Origin of the sequence: Sphingomonas sp., assembly GCF_048594985.1 — a bacterium.
Taxonomy (GTDB): Bacteria; Pseudomonadota; Alphaproteobacteria; order Sphingomonadales; family Sphingomonadaceae; genus Sphingomonas_I.
In genome coordinates this window covers 1-24,596 of the sequence record NZ_JBMDXG010000234.1, presented here as the reverse complement: position 1 = coordinate 24,596, position 24,596 = coordinate 1, and the positions used below count along the sequence as shown (strand labels likewise).

The following is a 24,596-nucleotide window of genomic DNA, read 5'->3' as shown; positions in this document are numbered from 1 at the left end:
CGCCACCGCGCGCACGTCGCCGCCCGCGCAGAAGCCGCGCCCGTCGGCATGGTCGATCAGCACCAGCTCGATCTCCGGGTCGCCGCGCCACGCGAGCAGCGCCGCGCGCATCGCGGCGCACATCGGCTCGGTCAGCGCATGGAGCGCCTTCGGCCGGTTGAGGCGGATGCGTCCCACCCGCCCCTCGGTCTCGATCAGCACGTCTTCGGTCATCGGCTCGGGCGTTCCCTTATCCTCTCCACCACCGAACGGGCGGGCGCGGCGGGGTTTCCCTCACGCCTTCATCATCTCGCGCGCGATGATGACGCGCATGATCTCGTTCGTGCCCTCCAGGATGCGGTGCACGCGCAGGTCGCGGAAGAATCGCTCGACCGGATAGTCCTGGAGGTAGCCGTAGCCGCCATGAAGCTGGAGCGCGCGGTCGACCACCGCCATCCCTGTGTCGGTCGCGAGCCGCTTGGCCATCGCCGCGAAGCGCGTGCGGTCGGCCGCGCCCTCGCTCACCTTCACCGCCGCCGCGTAGAGCAGCATCCGCGCCGCCTGCAGCTCGGTCTCCATGTCGGCCAGCGTGAACTGCGTCGCCTGGAAATCGGCGATCGCGCGGCCGAACTGGCGCCGCTCGCGCGTGTAGCCGAGCGCCTCGTCGAGGCAGCGTTGCGCGCCGCCCACCGAGCAGGCGCCGATATTGAGCCGCCCGCCGTCGAGCCCCGCCATCGCGATGCGGAACCCCTCGCCCTCCGCGCCGATCCGGTTGCGAGACGGCACGCGCACCTGATCGAAATTGACCTGCCGCGTCGGCTGCGAGCGCCAGCCGAGCTTGCGCTCGTTCGCGCCGAAGCTGACGCCCGCCATGTCCTTGTCGATCACCAGCGCGCTGATGCCGTTCGGCCCGTCCTCCCCGGTGCGGACCATCGTCACGTAGATTTCGTTCTCGCCGCCGCCGGAAATGAACGCCTTCGATCCGCTGACGACATAGTCGTCGCCGTCGCGCACCGCGCGCGTCTTCAGCGCGGCCGCGTCCGATCCAGATCCCGGCTCGGTCAGGCAATAGGAGCCGAGCCGCTCACCCGCGACCATGTCGGGCAGATAGGCGGCCTTGAGCTCGGCCGACCCGAACCGGTCGATCATCCACGCCGCCATGTTGTGGATCGAAATGAATGCGCTGGTCGACGGACAGCCATAGGCCATCGCCTCCATGATCAGCGCCGCTTCCAGCCGGCCCAGCCCGATCCCGCCCGATTCCTCCGACACGTAGATCGCGCCGAAGCCGAGTTCGGCCGCCGCCTTTACCACGTCGCGCGGGAAAAGGTGGCGTTCGTCCCACTCGGCCGCGTGCGGGGTGATCGCTTGCGCCGTGAAGCGCCGCGCCATTTCCTGGATCGCGCTCTGGTCTTCGGTCAGGTCGAATTGCGTCACGGTCGGGCCCTCGATCGTTTCATTTGAAACGATCCAACGCGCGAATCAAGCGCCCGTCCCGCTCCGCTTGGGCGCGGCCTCCTCGCCGCGCGCGCGCATCGCCAGCGCGAGCCCGATCAGCACCAGTGCGCCGCCCGCCGCCGCCAGCACGGTCCAGCGATACCCCTCGAACACTGTCGAAAAGCCCATCGCGATCACCGGGATCATCACGTTGACATAGCCGCCGCGCGCCGCGCCGATCTGCCGGATCAGGTTGAAATAGAGCGAGAAGGCGATCGCCGACGCGATTACGCCCAGATAGAGCAGGCCGAGGACGTAGGTCGGCTGCGGGTCGAACACCGGCGGCCCGCTCGTCACCCACGCCGCGATCGCGTCGAACAGCGCGCCCCAGCCCATGCCCCAGGCGAGCAGCGTCGCCATCGGATAGGCGCGCGCGCGCCGGCTGCCCTGCAGGACGTTGCCGAAGGAGGCGAACAGCACCGCGACCAATGTGAAGCCGATGCCGAGCGCGGTATGCCGCACGTCGCGCTCCGCCGCGTGCAGTTCGTGCGCGAACAGCAGCGCGACGCCCGCCATAGCCACCGCCGACCCGATCAGGAACGGCCGCGACAGCCCCTGGTTGAGGAATATCCGCGCGAGCAGCGCGTTGCACGGCACCAGCAGCGAGAACAGCACCGCCACCAGCCCCGATGTGATGTGCAGTTCCGCCAGATAGACCAGGTTGTAGTTGATCGCGAAGATCGCCGCGCCCAGCGTGGCTGCCAGCGCATGGCCCGCCGCCGGCATGACGAGCGGCACGCGCATCGCCAGCGCGACCGCGAACATCGCGAGCGATCCGACCGCGAAGCGATAGGTCACTGACCACGCGGTCGGCACGGGCCCGAACTGCGTATGGATCGCCAGCCAGGTCGATCCCCAGATCAGGGTGACGAGCGCGAACGGCACCGCCATCCGCCCCTGCAGGCGGGGGTTCAAGGGCGCTGCGCGCTTCACAGGCGGGCGATGGCGCGCGCGAGCGCCGCCACCTCCCGCTCCGGGCTCGCCCAATGCGTCACCAGCCGGATCTCCCCCGCCGCCCAGTCGTAGAAGTCGAAGCCCTGCGCGCGCAGCGCCGCCGCCTCGTCCGGGGTCATCGTCAGGAACAATTCGTTCGCCTCGACGGCATGGAGCAGACGCGCGCCCGCCGCCTCCGCCAGCACTCGCGCCGCCGCATTGGCGCCCCGCGCTGTCTCCAGCCACAGATCGTCGTCGAGCATCGCATGGACCTGTGCGGCAAGGTAGCGCCCCTTGGACAGCAGATGCCCGCCGCGCTTGCGCCGCCGCCGCGCATCGTCCGCCAGCGCGGGATCGAACAGCACCAGCAGTTCGGCCGACAGCCCGCCATTCTTGACGAAGCCGAAGCTCAGCGCGTCGACCCCCTCGACCAAAGCGGCGGGCGCGCAGCCGAGATGCACGACCGCGTTGGCGAAACGCGCGCCGTCGACGTGGCAACCCCAGCCGCGCCTCTTCGCCAGCGCGGCCAGCGCCGCCGTCTCGTCGGGCGTGTAGACGCGGCCATATTCGGTCGCGTTGGTGATCGACAGCGCGCGCGGCTGGACGCGGTGGACGTCGTTCGCGATCCCGTCCGCCACCGCCGCCACCGTCTCCGGCGTCAGCTTGGCGTCCGGCCCGTCCACGGGGATCAGTTTGGCGCCATGCGTATAGAATTCGGGCGCGCCGCACTCGTCGTTCTGGATGTGCGCGTCGCGGTGGCACAGCACGCCGCCATAAGGCGGGCATAGCGCCGCGAGCGCGAGCGCGTTGGCGGCGGTCCCGGTCGGCACGCACAAAGCCACCGCCTCGCACCCGAACAAGGCCGAAACCCGCGCGTCGAGCGCGCGGCTCAGCGCGTCGCCGTCATAGGCGGTGTCGACCGCGTCGGCGGCGGCCATCGCGGCGAACACCGCCGGGTGCACCGGCGCCGCATTGTCGGAAAAGAAGCGCATGCGCCGCGATAGAAGCGGCGCGGCGGCGCAAGTCAATCGCCGCCCGCGTGCATAAACGGCTTTACTCGCCCGGCCCGCTTTCTACGCTGCGGCGATGCGTTTCCTTCTCGCGAGCCTCGCGCTCCTTGCCGCCCCCGTGCTGGCCGCCGCCCCGTCGCCCGATGCCCGCTTCACCGCGCTCTACACGCGCGAACAGGCATGGTGGCAGGAACAGGATGCCGGGGGCGAGGACGATGACCGCATCACCGCGCATCTGCCCGACGTCAGCCCCGCCGCGCAGGCCGCGCGCCTCGCTTACCTGCGCGACGTGCGCACCCGGCTCGACGCGATCCCGGCGAAGAGCCTCTCGCCCAAGGCGCAGGTGGATTACGCCGTCTACCGTTTCGATCTCGACACGCGCATCGCCGCCATCGCCGCGCGCGGTTACGAAATGCCCGTCAATTCGGACAGCTCGCCGTGGGGCGACCTCGGCTATGTCGCGCGCGCGCCGTTCCGGACCGAGGAGGATTATCGCAACTGGATCACGCAGCTGCGCGAACTGCCGCGCTTCCTCGACCAGCATGTCGCCAACATGCGCGCGGGCCTCGCGCGCGGTTTCACCCCCCCGCGCATCACGCTGGAAGGGCGCGACACGCCGATCGTCCAGGTGATCGAGGCGAAGACGCCCGAGGACAGCCTGTTCTACATTCCGTTCGCGAAGATGCCGGCCAACATTCCGCCCGCGCGCCAGGCGGCGCTGCGGCAGGAGGCGCGCGCCGCGATCGAAAGCGTGGTGAAGCCCGCTTACGTCAAATTGCTCGCTTTCTTCCGCGACGAATATCTGCCCGGCGCGCGCGCCACGCTCGCGGCGGAGGCTCTGCCCGACGGCAAGGCCTATTACGCCGCGCAGATCCGCGCCTTCGCCACGCTCGACCGGACGCCCGACCAGATCCACGCCATCGGCCTGGCCGAGGTCGCGCGCATCCGCGCCGAGATGCAGGACGTGATGCGCGCGACCGGGTTCAAGCGCGACCTGCCCGCCTTCCTGACCTTCCTGCGCACCGATCCGCAATTCTACGCGAAGACGCCGCAGGCCCTGCTCGATCGCGCCGCCTGGACCGCCAAGGAGGTGGACGGGGTCATCGGCCAATATATCGGCCATCTGCCGCGTCGCCGGTTCGCGATCGTGCCCGTCCCCGCCGACCTTGCCCCCTTCTACACCGCCGGGCGCGGCGGGCCGGGGCAATATCTGGTCAACACCTACGACCTGCCCGCGCGCCCGCTGTTTCAGCTTCCCGCGCTGACGCTCCACGAAAGCGCGCCGGGGCATGCCTTCCAGATGCCGCTCGCGGCGGAGAATCGCGACCAGCCCGGCTTCCGCCGCAACCTCTACATCTCGGCTTATGGCGAGGGCTGGGCGCTCTATTGCGAGCGGCTGGGCGTGGAGATGGGGATCTACCACACCGCCTACGAACGCTTCGGGATGCTGAGCTATCAGGCCTGGCGCGCGGCGCGGCTGGTGGTCGACACGGGCCTCCACGCCAAGGGCTGGAGCCGCGACCAGGCGCTGGCCTATCTGCGCGACAATACCGCATTGTCCGAGCGCGAGATCACGACCGAGGTCGATCGCTACATCAGCTGGCCGGGACAGGCTTTGTCCTATTATCTCGGCATGATGGCCTTCCGCGACGGGCGCGCGAAGGCGGAAAAGGCGCTGGGCCCGAAGTTCAATATCCGCGCCTTCCACGACGCCGTGCTCGAACTCGGATCGGTCCCGCTGCCCATCCTCGACGCGCGCATCGACCGCTTCATCGCGGAAGGCGGCAAGGGCCCCTACGCCGACGAGGAATGAGCCCGATGAAGAAGGACGATCCCGAGCGCGCGAAACGGCTGGCCGACGCGTTGCGTTCCAACCTGCGCCGCCGCAAGGCGCAGGCGCGCGCGCAGGACGCGGCCGATCCGTCGCCCGCCGAGGACATGCCGGCGAAGGATTAGAGCGGCGCGGTCTGCGCCTCGAGCCAGGCGCCCGCCACGCCGTCGAGCTGCGGGCCGATCAGCGCGCGGACCTCGGCATGGTAAGCGTCGATCCAGGCGCGTTCCTCGCCCGACAGCAAGGCGGTGTCGATCAGCGCGCGGTCGATCGGCGCGAAGGTGAGCGTGCGGAAGCCGAGCAAAGGCTTCTCGGCCCCGGCGACCTCGCGCGGCTCGACCAGCACGAGATTCTCGATCCGGATGCCATATTCGCCGGTCTTGTAGTAACCGGGCTCGTTCGACAGGATCATGCCCGGCGCGAGCGGCTCGTCCCCGCCGGCGAAGCCCGATCCGCCCGGCGCGATCCGCTGCGGCCCTTCATGCACGCTCAGGAAGCTGCCGACGCCGTGGCCGGTGCCGTGCGCGTAATCGAGCCCCGCCGCCCACAGATATTGGCGCGCGAGCGTGTCGAGCTGGCTGCCGCGCGTGCCGGCGGGAAAGACGGCGCGGGCAAGCGCGACATGGCCCTTGAGCACGCGGGTGAAGCGGTCGCGCATTTCGGCGCTCGGCGTGCCGATCGCGACGGTGCGCGTGATGTCGGTGGTCCCGTCCTGATATTGCCCGCCCGAATCCACCAGGTAGAGCGAGTCGCGTTCGAGTGGGCGATTGGTCTCCTCGCTCGCGCGGTAATGGACCACCGCGCCGTTGGGACCGGCGCCCGAGATGGTGTCGAACGACAGATCGCGCAGCGCCCCCGTCTCCTCGCGGAAGGCGCGGAGACGGGCCTGCGCGGTCAGTTCGTCCACCCCGCCCCGGGGCGCCTCGATCGACAGCCAGTGGAGAAAGCGGGCGAGGGGCGCCCCCGCCCGCGCCTGCGCGGCCTGATGCCCGGCAATCTCCGCCGCATTCTTGATCGCCTTGGGCAGCACCGCCGGGTCGCGCAGCGCCAGCACGGTCGCGCCCGCGCCTTCCAGCGTGGCGAAGATGGCCGACACGGCGCGCTCGGGATCGGCGACGACGCGCTTGCCCGAAAGGCCCGCGAGATGGCCGGCAAAGGCCTCGCGCGGGTGCAGGCGGACCGCATTGCCCAGATGCTGGGCGACATCCTCCCCCACCTTCTCCGGCGCGACGAACAGGTCGGCGGTGCCGTCGGCGTTGACGATCGCATAAGCGAGCGCGACGGGCGTGCGATCGACGTCGGTGCCGCGCACGTTGAAGGTCCAGGCGATCGAATCGAGCGCGGACAGAATTGCCGCGTCGGCCTTCTTTGCCGCGAGCCATTCGCCCATCTCCGCGCGCTTTTCGGCCGAATTCCTGCCCGCCAGCTGATCGGGGTGGACGATCAGGCGCGCCGTCGACGGCTGCGGCCGGTCGGGCCACACCGCGTCGACCGGGTTGGTGTCGACCGCGATGAGAGTCGCGCCCCTGTCCGCCAGCGCCTTGGCCGCCTGCTCGACCCAGCTCTTGGTATGCAGCCAGGGATCATAGCCGATGCGCGCGCCGTCGGGCGCGTGCTCCGCCAGCCACGCCGCGACACTGGTCTGCGGGACCGACTGATAGCTCCACTGATCGGCCGAGACCTGCTCGCGCACCTGCAGCGTGTAGCGCCCGTCGACGAAGATCGCGGCGTCGGCCGGCAGCACGGCGGCGGTGCCGGCCGATCCTTCGAAGCCGGTCAGCCAGGCGAGCCGCTGGGCATAAGCGCCGACATATTCGGACATATGCTCGTCGGTGAGCGGTACGACGAAACCGTCGAGGCGGCGGCGGGCAAGCTCTTCGCGAAGAGCGGCGAGGCGATCGGCATGGGTCGACATGCGGCCTAGATAGACTCCCGTGACCCCGCTGCGCTAGCCGAAGCTGGCCTTGAGCCCGTCGATCACGAATTGCGCGGCGAGCGCGGCGAGCAGCACGCCCAGCACGCGCGTGATCATCGCCTCCAGCTTCTCGCCCAGCACGCGCATCAGCGCGCCCGCCGCGAGCAAGGCGGCGAGGCTGAGCAGCAGCACCGCCGCAAGCGCCGCGAGCACGATAGCGAGGTTGGTGCCGTCGTTGCGACTCGTCATCAGCATTACGGTCGCGATCGATCCCGGCCCCGCGATCATCGGGATCGCCATCGGGAAGACCGAAATATCCTCGGGCTCGACCAGATGCTGCTCGGCGGCGCGGCGGTTGATTTCCTCCGCGCGCCCTTCACGCCGCTCGGTGCGCTTTTCGAACACCATTTCCAGCGCGATCAGGAACAGCATGATCCCGCCCGCGATGCGGAACGCGTCGAGCCCGATGCCGAGCGCATGGAGCAGGGGCTCGCCGACGAACGCGAACACGATCAGGATCGCGGCGGCGATCAGGATCGATCGGATCGCCATCGCGCGGCGATAGGCGTCGCTGCCGCCACGTGTCAGGCTGGCGAAGATCGGCGCACAGCCGGGCGGATCGATCACCACGAAGAAGGTGACGAAGGTCGAGAGGAACAAGGCGATCATGCCGGGCGCGCCGCCCCCGTCATATCGCGTCGGCGGCGAGCGGAATGCCGGCGTTGCGATGCGCCGCGACGAGCGTGTTGCGCAGCAGGACCGCGATGGTCATCGGTCCGACCCCGCCGGGCACGGGCGTGACCGCCCCCGCCACCTCGGCCGCCTCGGCGAAGGCGACGTCGCCGACCAGCTTCGTCTTGCCCTCCCCCGCATCGACGCGGTTGATCCCGACGTCGATCACGGTCGCGCCGGGCTTGATCCAGTCGCCCCGTACCATTTCCGGGCGCCCGACCGCCGCCACGACGATATCGGCGCGTCGGACCAATGCGGGCAGATCGCGCGTGCGCGAATGCGCGATCGTGACGGTACAGCTTTCGCCGAGCAGCAGTTGGGCCATCGGCTTGCCGACGATGTTCGACCGCCCGATCACCACCGCGTCGAGCCCCGACAGGTCGCCCAGCCGCTCCTTCAGCAGCATCACGCAGCCGAGCGGGGTGCACGGGACGAAACCGGGCAGCCCGCTCGCCAGCCGGCCGGCGTTGATCGGGTGGAAGCCGTCGACATCCTTGTCGGGATGGATCGCGGCGATCACCGCATCCTCGTCGATCTGCTTGGGCAGCGGCAGCTGGACGAGAATGCCGTCGACCAGCGGATCGGCGTTCAGTCGGCGGACGAGCGACAGCAGCTCGTCCTGGCTCGTCTCGGCGGGCAGGCGGTGCGTGAAGCTCGCCATGCCGGCCGCCTCGGTCGCCTTGCCCTTCGAGCGAACATAGACGCTGCTCGCCGGATCCTCGCCGACCAGCACCACCGCGAGGCCGGGCCGGCGGCCGGCGGCGGCGGTGAAATCCTCCGCCAGATCGGCGACGCGCGCGCGCAGCTTCTCGGCGAAGGCCTTGCCGTCGATGACCGCCGCCGTCACGCCGCGTAGGCCGACTGCGCGATGGCGGGGATGACGATCGAACGCAGGATCTGGATGGTCAGCAGCACGACCAGCGGCGAGAAATCGAGCGCGCCGAAATCGGGCATGATCCGCCGGACCGGACGATAGAGCGGCTCGGTCATGCGGCTGAGCGCGTAGAGCACCTGGCGGACGAAATCATTGTGGGTGTTGACCACGTTGAACGCCACCAGCCAGGACAGGATCGCCTGGATGATGATGATCCACATGGCGACCGAGAGCAGCAGATCGACGATCTGGAGAAGCGGTATCAGCATGGCCGCCGTCCTAACGGAGCGTCGCGCCGCTGGCCAGCCTTGCGACGCGGCGCGCTATTTCAGGATCGCCGCCGCATCCACCAGCCGGACCTCGTGCATCATCGCCAGATAGGCCTCGAAATAGCCCTTGTGCGACGCGCCGACGACGCTGAGCACGCGGGCCCCGGGCTGGCTGGCGGAGACGGCGCGGATATTGGCGACCATGCGCAGGTTGCGCACCTCCCACCAGCCGACATAGCGGCGGCCGTAGAGCGCGGGACTGTCATCGCGGAGCGCCGCGCCGAAATCGGAAGCGAAGGCATCGCCCATCGTCGCCGGCAGATTGTAATAACGATAGAGATCCAGCGTCGCCGCCGGCGTGCCGAGCCCGGCTTCCTTCGCGTTCAGCTTGGCGATGCGCGGGGCGGCGGCGGTCCAGATGCGCTGCATCGCTTTGTCGAAATCCATGCCGAGCGTGGCGGTGACGTCGTCGGCGGTATGATCGTCGGCGGGATAGACCCGCTCCAGTCCCAGCCGCGCCGCGAGCCGCGCCGCAATCTGGTAATTCTCGTTCCGTCGGCCTTCGGTCGCGCGCAATGTCTCGACCAGCGCGGCATCGAGCCCGTCCCCGACATGCCGTTCCGCCTCGGGCAGGCGCAGCCATTGGACCAGCGCCGACGCGCGATCCCCGGCGGCAAGGAAGGTGGCGGCAAGGCGGCGCCGATCGGCCGGGAGGGGCGTGGTGGGCCAGGCGGCGAGCAACCGCCGCGCCTCCACCGTCGCCTGCGCCACGTCGAGGCCGGTTGCTTTCCTGGCGGGGGCCGGATCCCAGCAATAATCGTCGAACGTGCCGGGATAGAAAGCGGCGTAGCGCTTCAGATGATCGCATTCCGCGCCCGACAGCGCCTCGATCGTGATGAGGCCGGGTTTCCACGCGGCCAGCCGGTCCATGACGGGGGCCAGGCTGGCGGGCGTGAAGGCAGGTGGCAGGCCGGACAGATGCGGCGAACCGAGCACGAGGATTTCGGTCGGCGGCCCGGCGATCGCGCGATGGGCGCGGGGATCGAAGGCCGGCTCGTAACGCGCCGCCGAAGCGCAAGACGACAGGCATGCGAGAAAAGCGGCGACACGACCGATCACGGAACACCCCCAAGGAACCGGAAGTGTTATACTGCTCTACATCACTGCCGCAATGGCTGTTCAGGCGGCGCGGACGAGCGTGCCGGCGCCGGCCTTGGTGAAAATCTCCACCAGCATCGCATGAGGCACGCGTCCGTCGAGGATGACCGCCGCGTCGACGCCGCCCTCGACCGCGTCGATACAGGTCTGGAGCTTCGGGATCATGCCGCCATAGATCGTGCCGTCGGCTTTCAGGCCGGCGATCTGCGGCGGGGTCAGATCGGTCAGCAGCCGCTTTTCCTTGTCGAGCACGCCCGCCACGTCGGTCAGCAGGAACAGGCGCTCGGCCCCCGTCGCGAGCGGGAGCGCGCCCGCAAAGTTAGCGGCGTTGATAGGGTAGGTCTGGCCGTCGGCGCCGCCCCCTATCGGCGCCACCACCGGAATCATGCCCGCACGCGAGATCGTATCGAGCAGGCGCGTGTCGATATCGTCGGGCTCGCCGACCAGACCGAGGTCGTGCGGCCCCTGGATCTTGGTCGCGGTGACGAGCCGCCCGTCCTTGCCGGAGATGCCGACCGCGCGGCCGCCCTCGGCCTGGATCCAGGACACGATCTCCTTGTTGATCGCGCCCGACAGGACCATTTCGGCGACCTTCATCGTTGCCGCGTCGGTGACGCGCAGCCCGTCGATGAAGCGGCTCTCGATCCCCTGCGCCTTCAGCGCGGCGCCGATCTGCGGGCCGCCGCCATGGACGACGATCGGGTTGATCCCGACCGCCTTCAGCAGCACGACGTCCTCGGCGAAATCCTCGGCCGCGTCGGCATCGCCCATGGCATGGCCGCCATATTTCACGACGAACGTGCTGCCAGCGTAGCGCTGCATATAGGGCAGCGCCTCGACGAGCGTTTCGGCGCGGGCGAGCAGCGCGGGATCGGGCTTGTGATCGGTCATGATGCCGCGCCCTTAGGAGCGGGGTGCCGTCCCGTCCAGCCGCCGGCCCCATGCCACGAACAGATAGATGAGCGGAGGAACGAGAAGGGCGGACAAGGTGACCTTGGCGATCATCTGGCCGAGCAGCAGTTCGCCGATCGGAAAGACGCCGAGGAAGGCGATCGCGACGAACAGCAGCGTATCGATCACCTGCGACGCCGCGCTCGCGACGGCCGCGCGCAACCACAGCAGCCGCCCGCCTTCCGCGCCCTTGAGCTTGCTGAAGATCAGCACGTTCAGCGTCTGCGACACGCCGTAGGCGACGATCCCTCCGAGCCAGATGCGCGGCGTCGCCCCCATCATCAGCGTGAAAGCGTCGATCCGCGCAGGCTCCATGCTGGCCGAGGCCGGCAGCGCGAGCACGAGCAGCGAGAGAAGCAGCGACACGATCAGGGGCACGAACCCGATCCGCACCAGCCGATTGGCGATGGCGCGGCCATGCAGTTCGGCGACGGCACTCGACGTCACCACCAGCAACAGGAAGGCGAAGATGCCCGCCTCGACCGCGAGCGGCCCGAGCGCGACCTGCTTGTTGCCGAGCACGCCGGCGATGCAGACCATGCCGCCGTAGAAGATCGCGAAGGCGAAGAGCGAGCGGGGGAGAGCGGCGGGATGGGTGTCCATGCGCGCCTTGAGTAGCGCGTGCCGCACGCCTGTCATGCGAAAAGCGTGCGCCGCCGCCGGTCGCTAGCGAGTCGGGACAGGCTCCGCGCCCGAGTAATCGTAAAAGCCCCGGCCCGTCTTCCGTCCCAGCCAGCCCGCCTCGACATATTTGACGAGCAGGGGGGCGGGACGGAATTTCGGATCGCCCGTGCCTTCGTGCAGCACGCGCGCGATCTCGAGGCAGGTGTCGAGCCCGATGAAGTCGGCGAGCGTCAACGGCCCCATCGGGTGGTTGAGGCCCAGGCTGACCGCCGTATCGATGTCGCGGACGTTCGCGACGCCCTCCCCCAGCGCGAAGATCGCCTCGTTGAGCAGCGGCAGCAGCACGCGGTTGACGATGAAGCCGGGCGCGTCGTTGGCGTGCACCACGGTCTTGCCGAGCCCGTTCGCGAACGCTTCGACCCGCGCCACGGTCGCGTCGGAGGTGGCGAGCCCGCGGATCAGCTCGATCGGCTTCATCACCGGCACGGGGTTGAAGAAGTGCACGCCCATGAAGCGCGCGGGATCGGGCGCGGTCTGCGCCAGCCGGGTGATCGGGATCGAGGAGGTGTTGGTCGCAAGGATCGCGTCCGGGCCCAGCGCCTTGCCGACCTCGGCGAAGATCGCGCGCTTGATCTCCTCGCGCTCGGTCGCGGCCTCGATGGCGATCCCGGCGTCGGCGAAGGCGGCGTAATCGCCCTGCGGTTCGATCCGATCAAGCGCGGCGTCGGCGTCGCCCTGCGCGATCTGATCCTTTTCGACCGCGCGCGCCAGGCGCTTGGCGATGCCGGCCTTCGCTGTCTCGGCGCGATCGAGACTGACGTCGGTCAGCAGCACGCGATGGCCCGATTGCGCCGCGACCTGCGCGATGCCCGCACCCATCTGTCCCGCGCCGATGATGCCAATCGTCGTCATGTCCACCTCGTCTTCGCCCGCCGCCTGATCGGCTCGAACCCCGGGCGCGGTCAAGGCGCGACGGGTTCGGGCCGTGCCTCCGCCAGGATGAGCGCGAACATCTCGTCCGGGTCGCTCCATTCGCGCAGCGGCGTCCAGCCGCCGGCCGCTAGCAGCTGCCGGGCGGAGCGCGGCGTGTATTTGTGGCTGTTCTCGGTATGGATCGTCTCGCCCGCGCGCAGCGAGAAGCGCCGGCCGCCGATCGAGAAAGCGACGTCGCGTTCCGCCGCCAGATGCATCTCGATCCGCGACCAGGTGTCGTTCCACACCGCGCGGTGGCGGAAGGCGTCAACGGGAATGTCGCCGTCCAGTTCGCGGTTGATGCGGTGGAGCAAGTTGAGATTGAACGCCGCCGTCACCCCCGCTGCGTCGGCATAGGCGCGGACGAGCGTGGCCTCGTCCTTCACTCGGTCCATCCCGATCAGCAGCATCGCGCCCTCGCCCAGCGTCGCGACCATATCTCGCAGCAGGTTCACCCCCGACCGGGGGACGAGGTTGCCGATCGTCGAGCCGGGAAAGAAGCCGAGCTTGGGCGTGCCGGCGACGGCGGGGGGCAGCGGCACCGGCTGCATGAAGTTCGCCTCGACCGGCAGCACCGGCAGACCGGGAAAATCCCTGGCCAGCGCCGCGGCCGAATCGCGCAGGAAGTCGCCCGAAATGTCGATCGGGACGTAGGCCGCCGGATCGATGCAGGACAGGAGATGCGGCGTCTTGACCGAGGAGCCCGATCCGAATTCGACGACCGCGCGCCCCGCGCCGGCAATGCGCCCGACATCGCCGCAATGACGCGCCAGCAGTTCGGTTTCGACACGTGTCGGATAATATTCGGAAAGCGCGGTGATCTCCTCGAACAATTCCGATCCGCGGCGGTCGTAGAACCAGCGGGCGGGAATCGCCTTGGGCGTCTGCGCCAGGCCTGCCAGAACGTCGGCGAGGAACGTGGCGTCCGGCCCCGCGCTGCCGCCGGCCGGGGCGTCGGCATCCTCCCACTGTCCGGCTGAGCGCACGAAGGTCGGGTCGTCGGTCATCACAGATCCTTCGCCAGGCGCAGGCCGGTGAATTGCCAGCGCTGCCACGGATAGAAGAAGTTGCGGTACGAGGCGCGCGAATGACCGCGCGGCGTGGCGCAGGACGCGCCCTTCAGCACCGCCTGCCCGCTCATGAACTTGCCATTATATTCGCCGACCGCCCCGGGGGCGGGGGCGAAGCCCGGATAGGGAAGAAAGGCGCTGCCGGTCCATTCCCACACGTCGCCGAACATCTGCCGCGGCGAGGTCGAGCGCGACAGCGCTCGCGGCCGCACCGGGCCGGCTTCGTCCAGCTGCGTGCCACGCGCCGGATCGAGGCTCTGCGCGGCGCTTTCCCATTCGGCCTCGGTCGGCAGGCGCGCGCCGGCCCAGCGCGCATAGGCGTCGGCCTCATAGTGCGAGATGTGCGTCACCGGCGCTGCGGGATGGAGGGGATGGAGGCCGTCGAGCGCGAAGGCCAGCCAGCGCCCGTCCTCCGCCCGGCGCCAGTAGAGCGGCGCCTCGACCCGCTCGCGCTTCACCCACGCCCAACCGTCGGACAGCCACAATTCGGGGCGGGTATAGCCGCCGTCGGCGACGAATGCCTCCCATTCGGCGTTGGTGACGCAGCGATCGGCCAGCGCGTGCGGATGGAGCAGCGCGCGGTGACGCGGGCCTTCGCAATCGAAGCCGAAGCCCGCGCCATCGTGACCGATTTCGACGATGCCGGTCCGCCCCTCGGTCCAGCCGAGCGGCGTGATCGGCGCGGGCGTATCACGCGGGCGGCCCCACACCGCCGGGTCGAGCGGGCTCGCCGCCATCGCCGCCAGCATGTCGGTCAGCATCAGTTCCTGGTGCTGCTGTTCATGGTTGATGCCGAGCGTGATCAATGACCGCGCATCCGGCGAGAGGCGGGGCAGCGCGTCGGCGAGCTGCGCGTCCACCGCCGCGCGCCATGCCAGGATCTCGCCGAGCGCCGGCCGCGACAACATGCCGCGCCGGTCGCGCGCATGGCGCGCACCCTCCGCCTCGTAATAGCTGTTGAACAGGTAGGCGAAGCGCGGATCGTAAGGCCTATGCCCGGCGACATGATCGCGCAGCACGAACGTTTCGAAGAACCAGGTCGTATGCGCCAGATGCCATTTGGCGGGCGACGCGTCGGGATGCGGCTGGATCGTCGCATCGGCATCCGACAAGGGGGCGGCAAGCGCGACCGACAGATCGCGCGTACGGTGATAAAGGTCCGTCAGGCCGGACATCTCGTCCAGCCGATCGGCGCGCGCAGCCATGCGGGAGTCCCTCGATTGCCCCGCGCCTAAACGGATCGACCCAGGAAAAGTTCCGGTTGCGTTCCGTTATCCGCGCGTCGCGCCCGGCCGCCACGTCACGTCGCCTGCGGCCTGTGCGTTGATCAGGCGGGCAAGCACGAACAGATGATCCGACAGGCGGTTGATATAGGCGATCGCCTGCGGGTTGATCGGCATCGCGGTGGCAGCGGCCACGACGGTGCGCTCGGCCCGGCGCGCGACCGCGCGGGCGAGGTGAAGCTGCGCCGCCGCCGGAAGCCCCCCGGGCAGGATGAAGGAGGTGAGCGGGGCCAGCGCCTCGTTCATCCGGTCGATTTCCTGCTCGAGTCGCGCGACCTGCGCCGGCACGATCCGCAGCACCATGTCGGACAGCGCGAAATCGTCGCCCGGCGTGGCGAGGTCGGCACCGAGATCGAACAATTCGTTCTGCATCCGCGCGAGCATCTCGCGCTCGGGACCGTCGTCGAGGGTGGCGACCGCGACGCCGATCGCGCAATTGGTCTCGTCGATGTCGCCAATCGCGGCAATGCGGGCATCGGCCTTGCTGACGCGCGATCCGTCCACCAGCCCGGTGTCGCCCGCGTCGCCGGTGCGGGTGTAGATTCGATTGAGCCGGACCATGGCCTCAGCCGGCGTGGCCGCGCGACAGCATCAGCAGGATGATGCAGAAGACCACCGCGATCGCCTGGAACTGGATGCGGCGCCACATCATGCGGTTCTGCCGCAGCCCCGACTGGCTGACGCCGGTGCCGGTCATGTCTTCGTGGCTGGTGCGCACCATGACGATGACGCCGCGCACGACCGAGACCAGCGCCCCGAGCGCGGCAAGCAGGATCAGGACGAAGAGGAAGGTTTGCATGGGGGTATCCTAAGCCTCCCCATGCCCCGCGCCAAACGGAACTTGTCCGGCGCGCAATGCCGCGAGCAGCGCCGCCGGGTCCGCGCCCTCCGCCCGGAGCTCGGCCAGCGCGCGCGCGCCGTTGCGCTTGGCCAGCCGCGTCCCGTCGGGACCGGTCAGCAGCGGATGATGATGGTAGCGCGGCGTCGGCAGGCCGAGCAGCGCCTGAAGCAGACGATGGACGTGCGTCGCCTCGAACAGGTCCATGCCCCGCACCACGTCGGTCACGCCCTGCGCGGCGTCATCGATCGTGACGGCGAGATGGTAGGAGGTCGGCGTCTCCTTGCGCGCCAGCACGACATCGCCCTGCGCGCCGGGATCGGCCGTAATCCAGCCGGCGGAGGCGTCATGCCATGCGAGCGTCTCCCCGGCCTCCGCCACCGCTCTGGCCATGTCGAGCCGCCAGCAATGCGGCCGATCCAGATCGGGAGCCGGGGCCTCTCCTGAAACCGGGCGGCACGTGCCGGGATAGACCGGTCCCTCGGGCCCGTGCGGCGCGCTCGCGCTCGCCGCGATCTCGGCGCGCGTGCAGAAGCAGGGATAGACGAGCCCGCGTGCGCGCAGCCGGGCGAGCGCGTCGGCATAAGCGGGCATCCGATCCGACTGGCGCATCACCGGCCCATCCCAGACGAGCCCGAGCCATGCCAGATCCTCTTCGATCCCCGCGACGAAAGACTCGCGGCTGCGCGTGCCGTCGATATCCTCGATCCGCAGCAGGAAGCGCCCCCCCGCCTGCCGCGCCAGATCGTGCGCGCGGACGGCCGAGAAGGCATGGCCGAGATGCAGCCGCCCGGTGGGACTGGGCGCGAAGCGCGAAACTATCCACATCTTTTCGTCTGGACTCCCCGAAAACGGCTCTTGACCGCGAGTCGCGGCGATGGTGTCATGCGCCGGTCACGCCGCTCTGGCAGGCGGCAGGACGACGGAGACGCGGCGGCCCCGCCTCGCGCTCCCGAGTGCGACGGGATCGAGGGACGTTCCTGGGCCGAGGCGCTCCGCCACTGCGGAGGGGCTTGGTCGTCCATGTATCATCCCGATGTCATTCGCCACCCGGACTCGTGCCCGGCGCTGGTGCTCAACGCCGATTACACGCCGCTGTCTTATTACCCGCTGTCGATCTGGCCGTGGCAGACCGCGATCAAGGCGGTCTTCCTCGAACGCGTCGACATCGTTTCGCATTATGACCGCGCGGTGCGCAGCCCGTCGCACAGTCTGATGCTGCCGTCGGTGATCGCGCTCAGGCAATATGTCCGTCCGTCGGCGCATCCCGCCTTCACCCGCTTCAACCTGTTCCTGCGCGACCGCTTCTGCTGCCAATATTGCGGCAGCACGCAGGACCTGACCTTCGACCACGTCGTGCCGCGCGCGCAGGGCGGGCGGACGACGTGGGAGAATGTGTCGACGGCCTGCGCGCCATGCAACCAGCGCAAGGGCGGGCGCACCCCGCGCCAGGCCGGAATGGCGCTGGCCGAAGGGCCGTACCGCCCGACATCGTGGCAGTTGCAGGAGAATGGGCGCAGCTTCCCGCCCAACTATCTGCACGACTCCTGGCGCGACTGGCTCTACTGGGACATCGAACTGGAGGCCTGAGCCTCCCGACCGATGGAGAGCGTGGCGTGGGCGCTGGTGGCGCATTCCAATGGGACGATCCGCTGCTGCTGGAGGACCAGCTCGGCGACGAGGAACGGATGATCCGTGACACCGCGCGCGCTTATGCGCAGGATCGCCTGATGCCGCGCATCCGCGAGGCCTATGCCCGCGAGCAGACCGACCGCGCCATCTTCGACGAGATGGGCGAACTCGGCCTGCTCGGCATCACCCTGCCCGAGCAGCATGGCGGCGTGGGCGCGTCCTATGTCGCCTACGGCCTCGTCGCGCGCGAGGTCGAGCGCGTGGACTCGGGCTACCGCTCGATGATGAGCGTGCAGTCGAGCCTCGTCATGTATCCGATCCACGCCTACGGATCGGACGCGCAGCGCCAAGCCTGGCTGCCGCGGCTCGCACGCGGCGAGATCGTCGGCTGCTTCGGACTGACCGAGCCGGAGGCGGGCTCCGATCCCGGCGGGATGCGGACGCGCGCGGAGAAGATCGACGGCGGCTATCGCCTGACCGGCGAGAAGACCTGGATCACCAACTCACCGATCGCCGACCTGTTCGTGGTGTGGGCGAAGTCCGACGCGCATGACGGCAAGATCCGCGGCTTCCTGCTCGAAAAGGGCATGAAGGGGCTGTCCGCGCCGAAGATCGAGGAGAAATTGTCGCTCCGCGCGTCGGTGACGGGCGGGATCGTGATGGAAGGGGTCGAGGTGCCGGAGGGCGCGCTGCTGCCCGAGGCGCAGGGGCTGTCGGGGCCGTTCGGCTGCCTCAACCGCGCGCGCTACGGCATCGCCTGGGGCGTGATGGGCGCGGCGGAGGATTGCTGGCACCGCGCGCGCGGCTACACGCTCGACCGTCGCCAGTTCGGCCGTCCGCTCGCGCAGACCCAGCTTGTCCAGAAGAAGCTTGCCGACATGCAGACCGAGATCGCGCTCGGATTGCAGGCGGCGCTGCGCGTCGGGCGGCTGTTCGACGAGGGGCGGGTCGCGCCCGAGATGATCAGTTTGATCAAGCGCAACAATTGCGGGAAGGCGCTCGACATCGCCCGGCTCGCCCGCGACATGCACGGCGGTAACGGCATCACCGGGGAGTTTCACGTGATCCGCCACGCGCAGAATCTCGAAACGGTCAACACCTACGAAGGCACGCACGACATCCATGCGCTGATCCTGGGCCGTGCGCTGACCGGGCTGCAGGCGTTCCAATGAGCGGCGATCCCTTCGCGCTGTTCGACACATGGTTCGCCGAGGCGCGCGAGGCCGAGCCCAACGACTCCAATGCGATGGCGCTGGCGACGGTCGGCGCGGATGGCCAGCCTTCGGTGCGGATGGTGCTGTTGAAGGGGCATGACGCGCGGGGCTTCGTTTTCTACACCAACCTCAACAGCCGCAAGGCGCGCGAGGTGATCGACGCGCGCAAGGCGGCACTGCTGTTCCACTGGAAGTCGCTCCGCCGCCAGATCCGCATCGAGGGTGATGTGAGCGGCGTCTCGCTGGACGAGGCCGACGCCTATTTCGCGAGCCGCGCGCGCGATTCGCAGCTTGGCGCCTGGGCATCGGACCAATCGCAACCCTTGCCGGCGCGCGCGGTGTTCGAGGAGCGATTCGCGGAAATGCAGGCGCGGTTCGACGGGATCGCCGTGCCGCGTCCGCCGCACTGGTCGGGCTTTCGCGTCGCGCCGGAACGGATCGAATTCTGGCAGGACCGGCCCCACCGGCTGCACGAACGCCGCCTGTTCACCCGCACCGACCGCGGCTGGGACGAGGGTTTGCTCTACCCATGACCGCACTGCCCATCTTTCAGGTGGACGCCTTTGCCGATCGCCCCTTTACCGGCAATCCGGCGGCGGTGATGCCGCTCGATGCGTGGCTGCCCGACGTGACGCTGCAGGCGATCGCGGCCGAGAACAACCTGTCGGAAACCGCGTTCGTCGTTCGCGCCGATGGCGACGCCGATTATGATCTGCGCTGGTTCACGCCGACCAACGAGGTCGTAATGTGTGGCCACGCGACGCTTGCGTCCGGTCATGTACTGCTGACCCCCGGGCAAGCGGCGCTGCGTTTCCGCACCCGCAAGGCCGGCATTTTGGAAGTGGCGCGCGACGGGGCGGGCTACCGCCTCTCCCTGCCCGCATGGGTGCCGGAACCGCGCCCGTTGCCTGAGGTGCTGGCGGCGCTCGGCATCGATCCGGATGCGGTGGTCGAAACCCTGTGGCATCCGCGGCACTATGCCGTGGTGGTGGTCAAGGACGAGGCGGCCGTGCGGGCGTGCACGCCCGATCTCACGGCGCTGGCGCGTCTCGGCGGCTGGCTGACGATTGTCACCGCGCGTGGCCAGACCGCCGACATCGTCAGCCGCGCTTTCGCGCCCAGCGAGGGGATCGACGAGGATCCGGTCACGGGTTCGGCGCATGCGGTGGTCGGGCCCTACTGGGCCGGTGTCCTGGGCAAGACCGCGTTCACCGCCTATCAGGCGTCCGCGCGCGGCGGACATCTGGACTGCCGGATCGAAGGCGATCGGGTCGTGCTGCGCGGCCGGTGCGTGACCGTGATCGAAGGCTGGTTCCGGCTCGGCGAGCAGGTCTAGGCGGCTTCGGCGACCGCCGGCATCGTCTCTTCGATCCAGCCGCCGCCGAGCATGCGGTCGCCATCGTAGAACACCGCCGCCTGTCCCGGCGCGACCCCATATTCGGGTACCACAAACCGCACCAGCGCGCCGTCGAACCAGGCTGGAACCGGCTTGGCGAGTGAGCGGACCTTGACCGTCAGCGGGCGGTCGAACGCCTCGCCCAGCCAGTTGACCTCGTCCAGCCGCGCCGCCGCGACCGCGAGCGCCGCGCGCGGGCCGACCACCAGCCGCCGCGCGGCCGCGTCGATCCGGACGACGTAGAGCGGCTCGGGCGCGCCGCCGATCTCGATCCCGCGCCGCTGCCCGACGGTGAAGCCGGTCACGCCGCGATGCTGGCCGATCACGCGACCATCGAGGTCGACGATCTCGCCCGGCGCGGCCGCCTCCGGGCGCAGCTTGCGGACCAGGCCGGCATAATCGCCGTCGGGCACGAAACAGATGTCCTGACTGTCGGGCTTCGTCGCGACGGCGAGACCCTGCTCGGCGGCGATGGCGCGGACGCGGTCCTTGGGCATGCCCCCCAGCGGAAAGCGCAGGAAATCGAGCTGTTCGCGCGTCGTCGCGAACAGGAAATAGCTCTGGTCGCGCGCCGGATCGTGCGCGCGGTGCAGTTCGGGCCCGTGCGCGCCCGCCACGCGGCGGACATAATGGCCGGTCGCCAGGCAATCGGCGCCCAGTTCGCGCGCGAGGCGGAACAGATCGGTGAACTTGACGCCCTGGTTGCAGCGCACGCAGGGGATCGGCGTACGTCCCGCGACGTAATCGTCGGCGAAGCGGTCGATCACGCTGGTGCGGAACGCGCTTTCATAATCGAACACGTAATGCGCGATGCCGAGCCGGTCGGCGACCGCGCGGGCATCGGCGATGTCCTTGCCCGCGCAGCAACTGCCCGCGCGGCCGACGGCGGCGCCGTGTTCTTACTGCTGGAGCGTGACGCCGATCGTCTCCGCGCCGATCGCCGCCGCCAGCGCGGCGACGACCGAGCTGTCGACCCCGCCCGACATCGCGACCACGATACGGCGGCCCCTCGCACTTCCAAGCTGAAACAGATCTTCGGTCACGTCGGGCCGCATAGCCGATTGCGCGCGCGCCCTAAAGGTCGGCCGCGTCCGCCCGTGAAAGGAGGGGAAACGGGGGGCGTGAACGTGAAAATCAGGATCGATGGCCACAATGGGGAGCCGGCGCGGTCGGGCTTCGCGATGCTGCTGGCATCGCTGACGGCGGCGCAGGCCGCCACGCCGACGGCGGCGGCGAGCGCGCCTGCGACGCGCGCCAACGGCCATGCCGAAGTGCTGACCGAGCTCTTCGGCCAGCATGACCACGGCGCCTGCGAACGGCTGCGCGGGCGCTTCGCGCCGACCGCCGCCGACGCATTGGGCGCGGTCCTCAAGGATGGTGAGGGGAACCTTAACCTTCCGGTTTTAGGGTTCCTTCAAGCGCGGTGGATAGCGCGGGGGCCAGTTGGGAGCGGGCCCCGCTTCGGGTGAGCGCGAGGATGAGCATGATCGAGAATCAAAAAATCAGGCCGGCGCAGGTCATCGGGCCACTTGGTGAGCCGCTGACGATCGACAATCTGCCGCCGCCGGGGACGACCCGCTGGGTGGTCCGGCGCAAGGCCGAAGTCGTCGCTGCCGTCAACGGCGGGCTGCTGACCTTCGACGAGGTATGCGAACGCTACGACATCAGTCTGGAAGAGTTCGCCTGCTGGAAGCGCGCGGTCGAACGATCGGGCATGCCCGGGCTACGCGTGACCCGGATCCAGCACTACAAATCGCTGTACGAGCGCCAGCAAAAGTACTGAAGCCGAGCCCTCCCCATCCGGCCCTGTCGGAACAAGATCGTTTCCAGCGCGTATCAAGGTCCGATCGTCGCACACGGCGTATCTGTTCAATGACGGGCGAACAGGAGGAAGGATCATGGGACTTATTCTCTGGCTGATCATCGGCGGCATCGTGGGCTGGCTGGCCAGCATCATCATGCGCACTGACGCGCAGCAGGGCATTCTGCTCAACGTCGTCGTTGGCATCATCGGCGCTTTCATCGCCGGCCTGATCTTCTCGGGCGGCAATATCAACAACGCGCCGCTGACGCTCTACACGTTCCTGACCTCGCTGGTGGGTGCGATCATCCTGCTTGCGATCGTCAATCTCTTCCGTCGCGGCTCGGTCCGCTAACGGCTGCTACCCCACGCAAAATGGGCCGTCCCGGGAAACCGGGGCGGCCCATTTTTTATGGCGATCAGTCGAGTTCGAACGTCACGGACAGGGTAACGTCAAGATCCTGCTCCCCCGCGGCGACCGGCGTCGCGTCGGCCTTTTCCGCGCGCATCATCATCGCGGCCTGGGGGACGGGCCGGCGATAATTCTCGCTCTCGGCGATGCGGACGATGCGGCGGACGGTCAGTCCCGCGCCCTTCGCATACAGTTCCGCGCGCGCGCGGGCCGTCGCCAGCGCCTTGGCGCGCGCCTCGTCGAGCGCGGCTTCGGGCTTGTCGACCGACAGATCGGGACCGTCGATCTGGTTGGCGCCCGCCGCGACGAGCGCATCAATCACCGCGCCCGCCCGATCGAGATCGCGCAGCTTCACCGACACGCGGTTGCTCGCCTGATACCCCGTCAGCACCGGCGGCTGATTGTCGCCATAGCGATATTGCGGCTGCAGGTTGATCGACTGGGTCTGGATGTCGCGCGCGGCCACCCCGGCCGATTTGAGCGCGGCGATCGTCGCGGTCATGCGGGAGGCATTGGCGCTCAGCGCCGCGTTTGCCTTCGTCGCCTGCGTCACCACGCCCGCGCCGATCATCGCGACGTCGGGCGCGCGGCTGACCGTGCCGGTGGCGGAAATGTCGAGCAGCGTTCCCGTCACGGGCGCGGTCGTGACCTCGGCGGCCAGCGCGGGCGCGGCGGCGGACAGCAGGATGAGCGGCAGCAGAGTCTTCATTCGGTACCTCCTGTTGATGTGACGGAGCCATCGGCGAAACGCCCTGCATTGGCGCTGAACGTCAGGTTTCGGCGCGGTTCACGATCTCGCGCCAGGCCTGCTCGTCGATCACGCGCACGCCCAGTTCGGCGGCCTTCTTCGCCTTCGATCCCGCGCCCGGCCCGGCCACCACGAGGTCCGTCTTGCCCGAGACCGATCCCGCGACGCGCGCGCCCAGCGCCTCGGCCTGCGCCTTGGCCTCGTCGCGGCTCATCATCTCCAGCGTACCGGTGAAGACGATCGTCTGGCCGCTCACTTCAGATGCGCGTGTCTGCGCTTCGAAAGGCGGCGGGCTCACCTCGCCCAGCAGATCGTCCCACGCGGCACGATTATGGTCTTCATGGAAGAAGTCGGCGAGCGCGTGGCCCACCGCCGCGCCCACATTCTCGACCCCGATATGCTCGGCAATGGCCTTGTTGAGCCGGACTTGGAGCTTCTGCGGGGTCTCGCCCACCGCCGCCACGGTCGCGGCGCGCAAGGCGATGATCTCGTCCGCCAGCGCCTTGATCGCGGGGAGCGTCAGGTAGCGTCGCAGCAGGTCGCGCGCCGTGACGACGCCGATGTGGCGGATGCCCAGCCCGAACAGCAGCCGCACCGGATCGGGCGCGCGCTTCGCCTCGATCGCGGCGAGCAGCGCGTCGACCGACTTGTCCTTCCAGCCTTCGCGCCCGAGCAGATCGTCGCGATGCGCTTTCAGCCGAAAGATGTCGGCCGGCTCCTTGATCCAGCCCAGATCCAGAAATTCGTGGATCGTCTTCTCGCCCAGACCCTCGAAATCGAGCGCGCCGCGGCTGACGAAGTGGCGCAGCCGCTCCTGCCGCTGCGCCGGGCAGATCAGCCCGCCGGTGCAACGGATATCGACCTCGCCCTCCTCGGCCACCGCCTCCGATCCGCATTGCGGGCAATGGTCGGGAAAGCGCCACGCCTCGCGCGCTTCGTCGCGCGTCAGATTCTCGACGATCTGCGGGATGACGTCGCCCGCGCGCTGCAGCACCACGCGGTCGCCGGGGCGGACGCCGAGCCGTCCGATCTCGTCGGCATTGTGCAGCGTCGCGTTCGTCACGACCACGCCGCCGACCGTCACCGGTTCGAGCCGCGCGACGGGGGTGAGCTTGCCGGTGCGGCCGACCTGGATGTCGATCGCGCGCAACGTCGTCTGCGCCCTTTGCGCCGGGAATTTGTGCGCGATCGCCCAGCGCGGCGCGCGCCCGATCTGGCCCAGCCGGTCCTGCCAGTCGAGCCGGTCGATTTTATAGACCACGCCGTCGATGTCATAGGGCCGATCGGCGCGCCGTGCCGCGATCGCGCGATACTGCTCCAGCGCCGCCGCCGCGTCGCCGCGCGTGCGCAGGCCCGATCCCGGGAATCCCCATGCCTCCAGCGCATCCATAACTTCGGTCTGCGTCGCGCCCGGCAGGGCCGACGTCTCGCCCCAGCCGTGGAGCAGGAAGCGCAGC

General features: G+C 69.2%; 28 protein-coding genes and 1 pseudogene. 9 read left to right on the top strand and 20 right to left on the bottom strand.

All coding sequences use genetic code 11. The features are described from left to right. From ACOJSF_RS09385 to ACOJSF_RS09370, 4 genes are all read right to left on the bottom strand, one after another. A partial coding sequence (locus tag ACOJSF_RS09385) for an enoyl-CoA hydratase/isomerase family protein (RefSeq protein ID WP_420141947.1) occupies positions 1–213 on the bottom strand: 213 nt, incomplete at its 3' end. Positions 214–273: 60 nt separating this feature from the next. Further along, entirely contained in the window at positions 274–1,416 is a 1,143-nt protein-coding gene (locus tag ACOJSF_RS09380) for an acyl-CoA dehydrogenase family protein (RefSeq protein ID WP_420141946.1), read from the bottom strand. Positions 1,417–1,461: 45 nt separating this feature from the next. After that, positions 1,462–2,391: a DMT family transporter gene (locus tag ACOJSF_RS09375; protein WP_420141945.1), complete on the bottom strand. Its 930-nt coding sequence runs from the start codon at positions 2,389–2,391 to the stop codon at positions 1,462–1,464. 14 nt (positions 2,392–2,405) lie between these two features. Further along, on the bottom strand, positions 2,406–3,401 hold the full coding sequence (locus tag ACOJSF_RS09370) for a threonine aldolase family protein (protein ID WP_420141944.1): 996 nt from the start codon (positions 3,399–3,401) through the stop codon (positions 2,406–2,408). A gap of 94 nt (positions 3,402–3,495) precedes the next feature. On the opposite strand from ACOJSF_RS09370, the gene ACOJSF_RS09365 reads away from it, so the two are divergent. Together ACOJSF_RS09365 and ACOJSF_RS09360 are read left to right on the top strand one after the other, a co-directional pair. Then, positions 3,496–5,232: a DUF885 domain-containing protein gene (locus ACOJSF_RS09365; RefSeq protein ID WP_420141943.1), complete on the top strand. Its 1,737-nt coding sequence runs from the start codon at positions 3,496–3,498 to the stop codon at positions 5,230–5,232. A gap of 5 nt (positions 5,233–5,237) precedes the next feature. Next, positions 5,238–5,375, top strand: a complete 138-nt coding sequence (locus ACOJSF_RS09360) for a hypothetical protein (protein ID WP_420141942.1) — start codon at positions 5,238–5,240, stop codon at positions 5,373–5,375. Here ACOJSF_RS09360 and ACOJSF_RS09355 read toward each other — a convergent pair. From ACOJSF_RS09355 to gluQRS, 13 genes are all read right to left on the bottom strand, one after another. Further along, on the bottom strand, positions 5,372–7,165 hold the full coding sequence (locus ACOJSF_RS09355) for an aminopeptidase P family protein (protein WP_420141941.1): 1,794 nt from the start codon (positions 7,163–7,165) through the stop codon (positions 5,372–5,374). The genes ACOJSF_RS09360 and ACOJSF_RS09355 overlap by 4 nt on opposite strands. A gap of 33 nt (positions 7,166–7,198) precedes the next feature. After that, complete coding sequence (locus tag ACOJSF_RS09350; RefSeq protein WP_420141940.1) at positions 7,199–7,834, bottom strand: MarC family protein; 636 nt, start codon at positions 7,832–7,834, stop codon at positions 7,199–7,201. Positions 7,835–7,853: 19 nt separating this feature from the next. Then, a complete protein-coding gene (gene folD, locus ACOJSF_RS09345) occupies positions 7,854–8,744 on the bottom strand; it encodes a bifunctional methylenetetrahydrofolate dehydrogenase/methenyltetrahydrofolate cyclohydrolase FolD (RefSeq protein WP_420141939.1) in 891 nt (296 codons plus the stop codon). Next, positions 8,741–9,040, bottom strand: a complete 300-nt coding sequence (locus ACOJSF_RS09340) for a YggT family protein (RefSeq protein WP_420141938.1) — start codon at positions 9,038–9,040, stop codon at positions 8,741–8,743. Before ACOJSF_RS09340 ends, folD begins: the two co-directional genes overlap by 4 nt. Before the next feature lie 54 nt (positions 9,041–9,094). Beyond that, entirely contained in the window at positions 9,095–10,036 is a 942-nt protein-coding gene (locus ACOJSF_RS09335; RefSeq protein ID WP_420141937.1) for a DUF5694 domain-containing protein, read from the bottom strand. Between the two features lie 183 nt (positions 10,037–10,219). Continuing rightward, positions 10,220–11,092: an acetylglutamate kinase gene (gene argB / locus ACOJSF_RS09330; protein WP_420141949.1), complete on the bottom strand. Its 873-nt coding sequence runs from the start codon at positions 11,090–11,092 to the stop codon at positions 10,220–10,222. A gap of 9 nt (positions 11,093–11,101) precedes the next feature. Beyond that, positions 11,102–11,752 (bottom strand): queuosine precursor transporter, encoded by a 651-nt coding sequence (locus tag ACOJSF_RS09325; RefSeq protein ID WP_420141936.1) that lies wholly within the window; start codon positions 11,750–11,752, stop codon positions 11,102–11,104. A gap of 63 nt (positions 11,753–11,815) precedes the next feature. Continuing rightward, entirely contained in the window at positions 11,816–12,685 is an 870-nt protein-coding gene (locus tag ACOJSF_RS09320) for a 3-hydroxyacyl-CoA dehydrogenase NAD-binding domain-containing protein (protein ID WP_420141935.1), read from the bottom strand. 50 nt (positions 12,686–12,735) lie between these two features. Then, positions 12,736–13,752 (bottom strand): L-histidine N(alpha)-methyltransferase, encoded by a 1,017-nt coding sequence (egtD, locus tag ACOJSF_RS09315; protein WP_420141934.1) that lies wholly within the window; start codon positions 13,750–13,752, stop codon positions 12,736–12,738. Beyond that, positions 13,752–15,020: an ergothioneine biosynthesis protein EgtB gene (egtB, locus tag ACOJSF_RS09310; protein WP_420141933.1), complete on the bottom strand. Its 1,269-nt coding sequence runs from the start codon at positions 15,018–15,020 to the stop codon at positions 13,752–13,754. The genes egtD and egtB overlap by 1 nt, the downstream gene beginning before the upstream one ends. Positions 15,021–15,086: 66 nt before the next feature. Further along, positions 15,087–15,659, bottom strand: a complete 573-nt coding sequence (locus ACOJSF_RS09305) for a cob(I)yrinic acid a,c-diamide adenosyltransferase (RefSeq protein WP_420141932.1) — start codon at positions 15,657–15,659, stop codon at positions 15,087–15,089. A gap of 4 nt (positions 15,660–15,663) precedes the next feature. Next, positions 15,664–15,897, bottom strand: a complete 234-nt coding sequence (locus ACOJSF_RS09300) for a hypothetical protein (protein ID WP_420141931.1) — start codon at positions 15,895–15,897, stop codon at positions 15,664–15,666. A 9-nt stretch (positions 15,898–15,906) separates the two neighbouring features. Then, a complete protein-coding gene (gene gluQRS / locus ACOJSF_RS09295; RefSeq protein WP_420141930.1) occupies positions 15,907–16,764 on the bottom strand; it encodes a tRNA glutamyl-Q(34) synthetase GluQRS in 858 nt (285 codons plus the stop codon). Between the two features lie 195 nt (positions 16,765–16,959). On the opposite strand from gluQRS, the gene ACOJSF_RS09290 reads away from it, so the two are divergent. Genes ACOJSF_RS09290 through ACOJSF_RS09275 form a run of 4 tightly spaced genes read left to right on the top strand, consistent with a single transcriptional unit; the run spans position 16,960 to position 20,118 of the window. After that, positions 16,960–17,526, top strand: coding sequence for an HNH endonuclease (locus ACOJSF_RS09290; RefSeq protein ID WP_420141929.1), 567 nt, complete (start codon positions 16,960–16,962; stop codon positions 17,524–17,526). Positions 17,527–17,552: 26 nt separating this feature from the next. Beyond that, the gene (locus ACOJSF_RS09285) at positions 17,553–18,740 is read left to right on the top strand and encodes an acyl-CoA dehydrogenase (protein WP_420141928.1); all 1,188 of its coding nucleotides are present in this window, start codon (positions 17,553–17,555) and stop codon (positions 18,738–18,740) included. Beyond that, positions 18,737–19,315 carry a pyridoxamine 5'-phosphate oxidase gene (gene pdxH, locus ACOJSF_RS09280; RefSeq protein WP_420141927.1) on the top strand — a complete coding sequence of 193 codons (579 nt, stop codon included), beginning with the start codon at positions 18,737–18,739 and terminating at the stop codon, positions 19,313–19,315. The genes ACOJSF_RS09285 and pdxH overlap by 4 nt, the downstream gene beginning before the upstream one ends. Then, a complete protein-coding gene (locus ACOJSF_RS09275) occupies positions 19,312–20,118 on the top strand; it encodes a PhzF family phenazine biosynthesis protein (protein ID WP_420141926.1) in 807 nt (268 codons plus the stop codon). Before pdxH ends, ACOJSF_RS09275 begins: the two co-directional genes overlap by 4 nt. On the opposite strand, the pseudogene mnmA reads toward ACOJSF_RS09275, so the two are convergent. Continuing rightward, positions 20,115–21,233 (bottom strand): annotated as a pseudogene (mnmA, locus tag ACOJSF_RS09270) (tRNA 2-thiouridine(34) synthase MnmA). The gene ACOJSF_RS09275 and the pseudogene mnmA overlap by 4 nt on opposite strands. Positions 21,234–21,299: 66 nt before the next feature. Here mnmA and ACOJSF_RS09265 point away from each other — a divergent pair. The 3 genes from ACOJSF_RS09265 to ACOJSF_RS09255 all read left to right on the top strand — a co-directional run bounded on the left by ACOJSF_RS09265 (position 21,300) and on the right by ACOJSF_RS09255 (position 22,334). After that, on the top strand, positions 21,300–21,647 hold the full coding sequence (locus ACOJSF_RS09265; protein WP_420141925.1) for a hypothetical protein: 348 nt from the start codon (positions 21,300–21,302) through the stop codon (positions 21,645–21,647). Between the two features lie 14 nt (positions 21,648–21,661). Further along, positions 21,662–21,961, top strand: coding sequence for a DUF1153 domain-containing protein (locus tag ACOJSF_RS09260; RefSeq protein WP_420141948.1), 300 nt, complete (start codon positions 21,662–21,664; stop codon positions 21,959–21,961). Positions 21,962–22,076: 115 nt separating this feature from the next. Next, complete coding sequence (locus ACOJSF_RS09255) at positions 22,077–22,334, top strand: GlsB/YeaQ/YmgE family stress response membrane protein (RefSeq protein WP_420141924.1); 258 nt, start codon at positions 22,077–22,079, stop codon at positions 22,332–22,334. Positions 22,335–22,398: 64 nt separating this feature from the next. Here the strand turns inward: ACOJSF_RS09255 and ACOJSF_RS09250 are convergent, their stop codons facing one another. Beyond that, on the bottom strand, positions 22,399–23,100 hold the full coding sequence (locus ACOJSF_RS09250) for an SIMPL domain-containing protein (protein WP_420141923.1): 702 nt from the start codon (positions 23,098–23,100) through the stop codon (positions 22,399–22,401). 61 nt (positions 23,101–23,161) lie between these two features. After that, a partial coding sequence (gene ligA / locus ACOJSF_RS09245) for an NAD-dependent DNA ligase LigA (protein ID WP_420141922.1) occupies positions 23,162–24,596 on the bottom strand: 1,435 nt, incomplete at its 5' end.

Excerpts from the sequence above, each read along its gene's own strand:
- ACOJSF_RS09370 (WP_420141944.1), bottom strand. The coding sequence starts at position 3,401 with ATGCGCTTCTTTTCCGACAATGCGGCGCCGGTGCACCCGGCGGTGTTC.
- ACOJSF_RS09365 (WP_420141943.1), top strand. The coding sequence starts at position 3,496 with ATGCGTTTCCTTCTCGCGAGCCTCGCGCTCCTTGCCGCCCCCGTGCTG.
- ACOJSF_RS09360 (WP_420141942.1), top strand. The coding sequence starts at position 5,238 with ATGAAGAAGGACGATCCCGAGCGCGCGAAACGGCTGGCCGACGCGTTG.
- ACOJSF_RS09355 (WP_420141941.1), bottom strand. The coding sequence starts at position 7,165 with ATGTCGACCCATGCCGATCGCCTCGCCGCTCTTCGCGAAGAGCTTGCC.
- ACOJSF_RS09350 (WP_420141940.1), bottom strand. The coding sequence starts at position 7,834 with ATGATCGCCTTGTTCCTCTCGACCTTCGTCACCTTCTTCGTGGTGATC.
- ACOJSF_RS09340 (WP_420141938.1), bottom strand. The coding sequence starts at position 9,040 with ATGCTGATACCGCTTCTCCAGATCGTCGATCTGCTGCTCTCGGTCGCC.
- ACOJSF_RS09325 (WP_420141936.1), bottom strand. The coding sequence starts at position 11,752 with ATGGACACCCATCCCGCCGCTCTCCCCCGCTCGCTCTTCGCCTTCGCG.
- ACOJSF_RS09320 (WP_420141935.1), bottom strand. The coding sequence starts at position 12,685 with ATGACGACGATTGGCATCATCGGCGCGGGACAGATGGGTGCGGGCATC.
- egtD (WP_420141934.1), bottom strand. The coding sequence starts at position 13,752 with ATGACCGACGACCCGACCTTCGTGCGCTCAGCCGGACAGTGGGAGGAT.
- egtB (WP_420141933.1), bottom strand. The coding sequence starts at position 15,020 with ATGGCTGCGCGCGCCGATCGGCTGGACGAGATGTCCGGCCTGACGGAC.
- ACOJSF_RS09305 (WP_420141932.1), bottom strand. The coding sequence starts at position 15,659 with ATGGTCCGGCTCAATCGAATCTACACCCGCACCGGCGACGCGGGCGAC.
- ACOJSF_RS09300 (WP_420141931.1), bottom strand. The coding sequence starts at position 15,897 with ATGCAAACCTTCCTCTTCGTCCTGATCCTGCTTGCCGCGCTCGGGGCG.
- gluQRS (WP_420141930.1), bottom strand. The coding sequence starts at position 16,764 with ATGTGGATAGTTTCGCGCTTCGCGCCCAGTCCCACCGGGCGGCTGCAT.
- ACOJSF_RS09290 (WP_420141929.1), top strand. The coding sequence starts at position 16,960 with ATGTATCATCCCGATGTCATTCGCCACCCGGACTCGTGCCCGGCGCTG.
- pdxH (WP_420141927.1), top strand. The coding sequence starts at position 18,737 with ATGAGCGGCGATCCCTTCGCGCTGTTCGACACATGGTTCGCCGAGGCG.
- ACOJSF_RS09275 (WP_420141926.1), top strand. The coding sequence starts at position 19,312 with ATGACCGCACTGCCCATCTTTCAGGTGGACGCCTTTGCCGATCGCCCC.
- ACOJSF_RS09260 (WP_420141948.1), top strand. The coding sequence starts at position 21,662 with ATGATCGAGAATCAAAAAATCAGGCCGGCGCAGGTCATCGGGCCACTT.
- ACOJSF_RS09255 (WP_420141924.1), top strand. The coding sequence starts at position 22,077 with ATGGGACTTATTCTCTGGCTGATCATCGGCGGCATCGTGGGCTGGCTG.
- ACOJSF_RS09250 (WP_420141923.1), bottom strand. The coding sequence starts at position 23,100 with ATGAAGACTCTGCTGCCGCTCATCCTGCTGTCCGCCGCCGCGCCCGCG.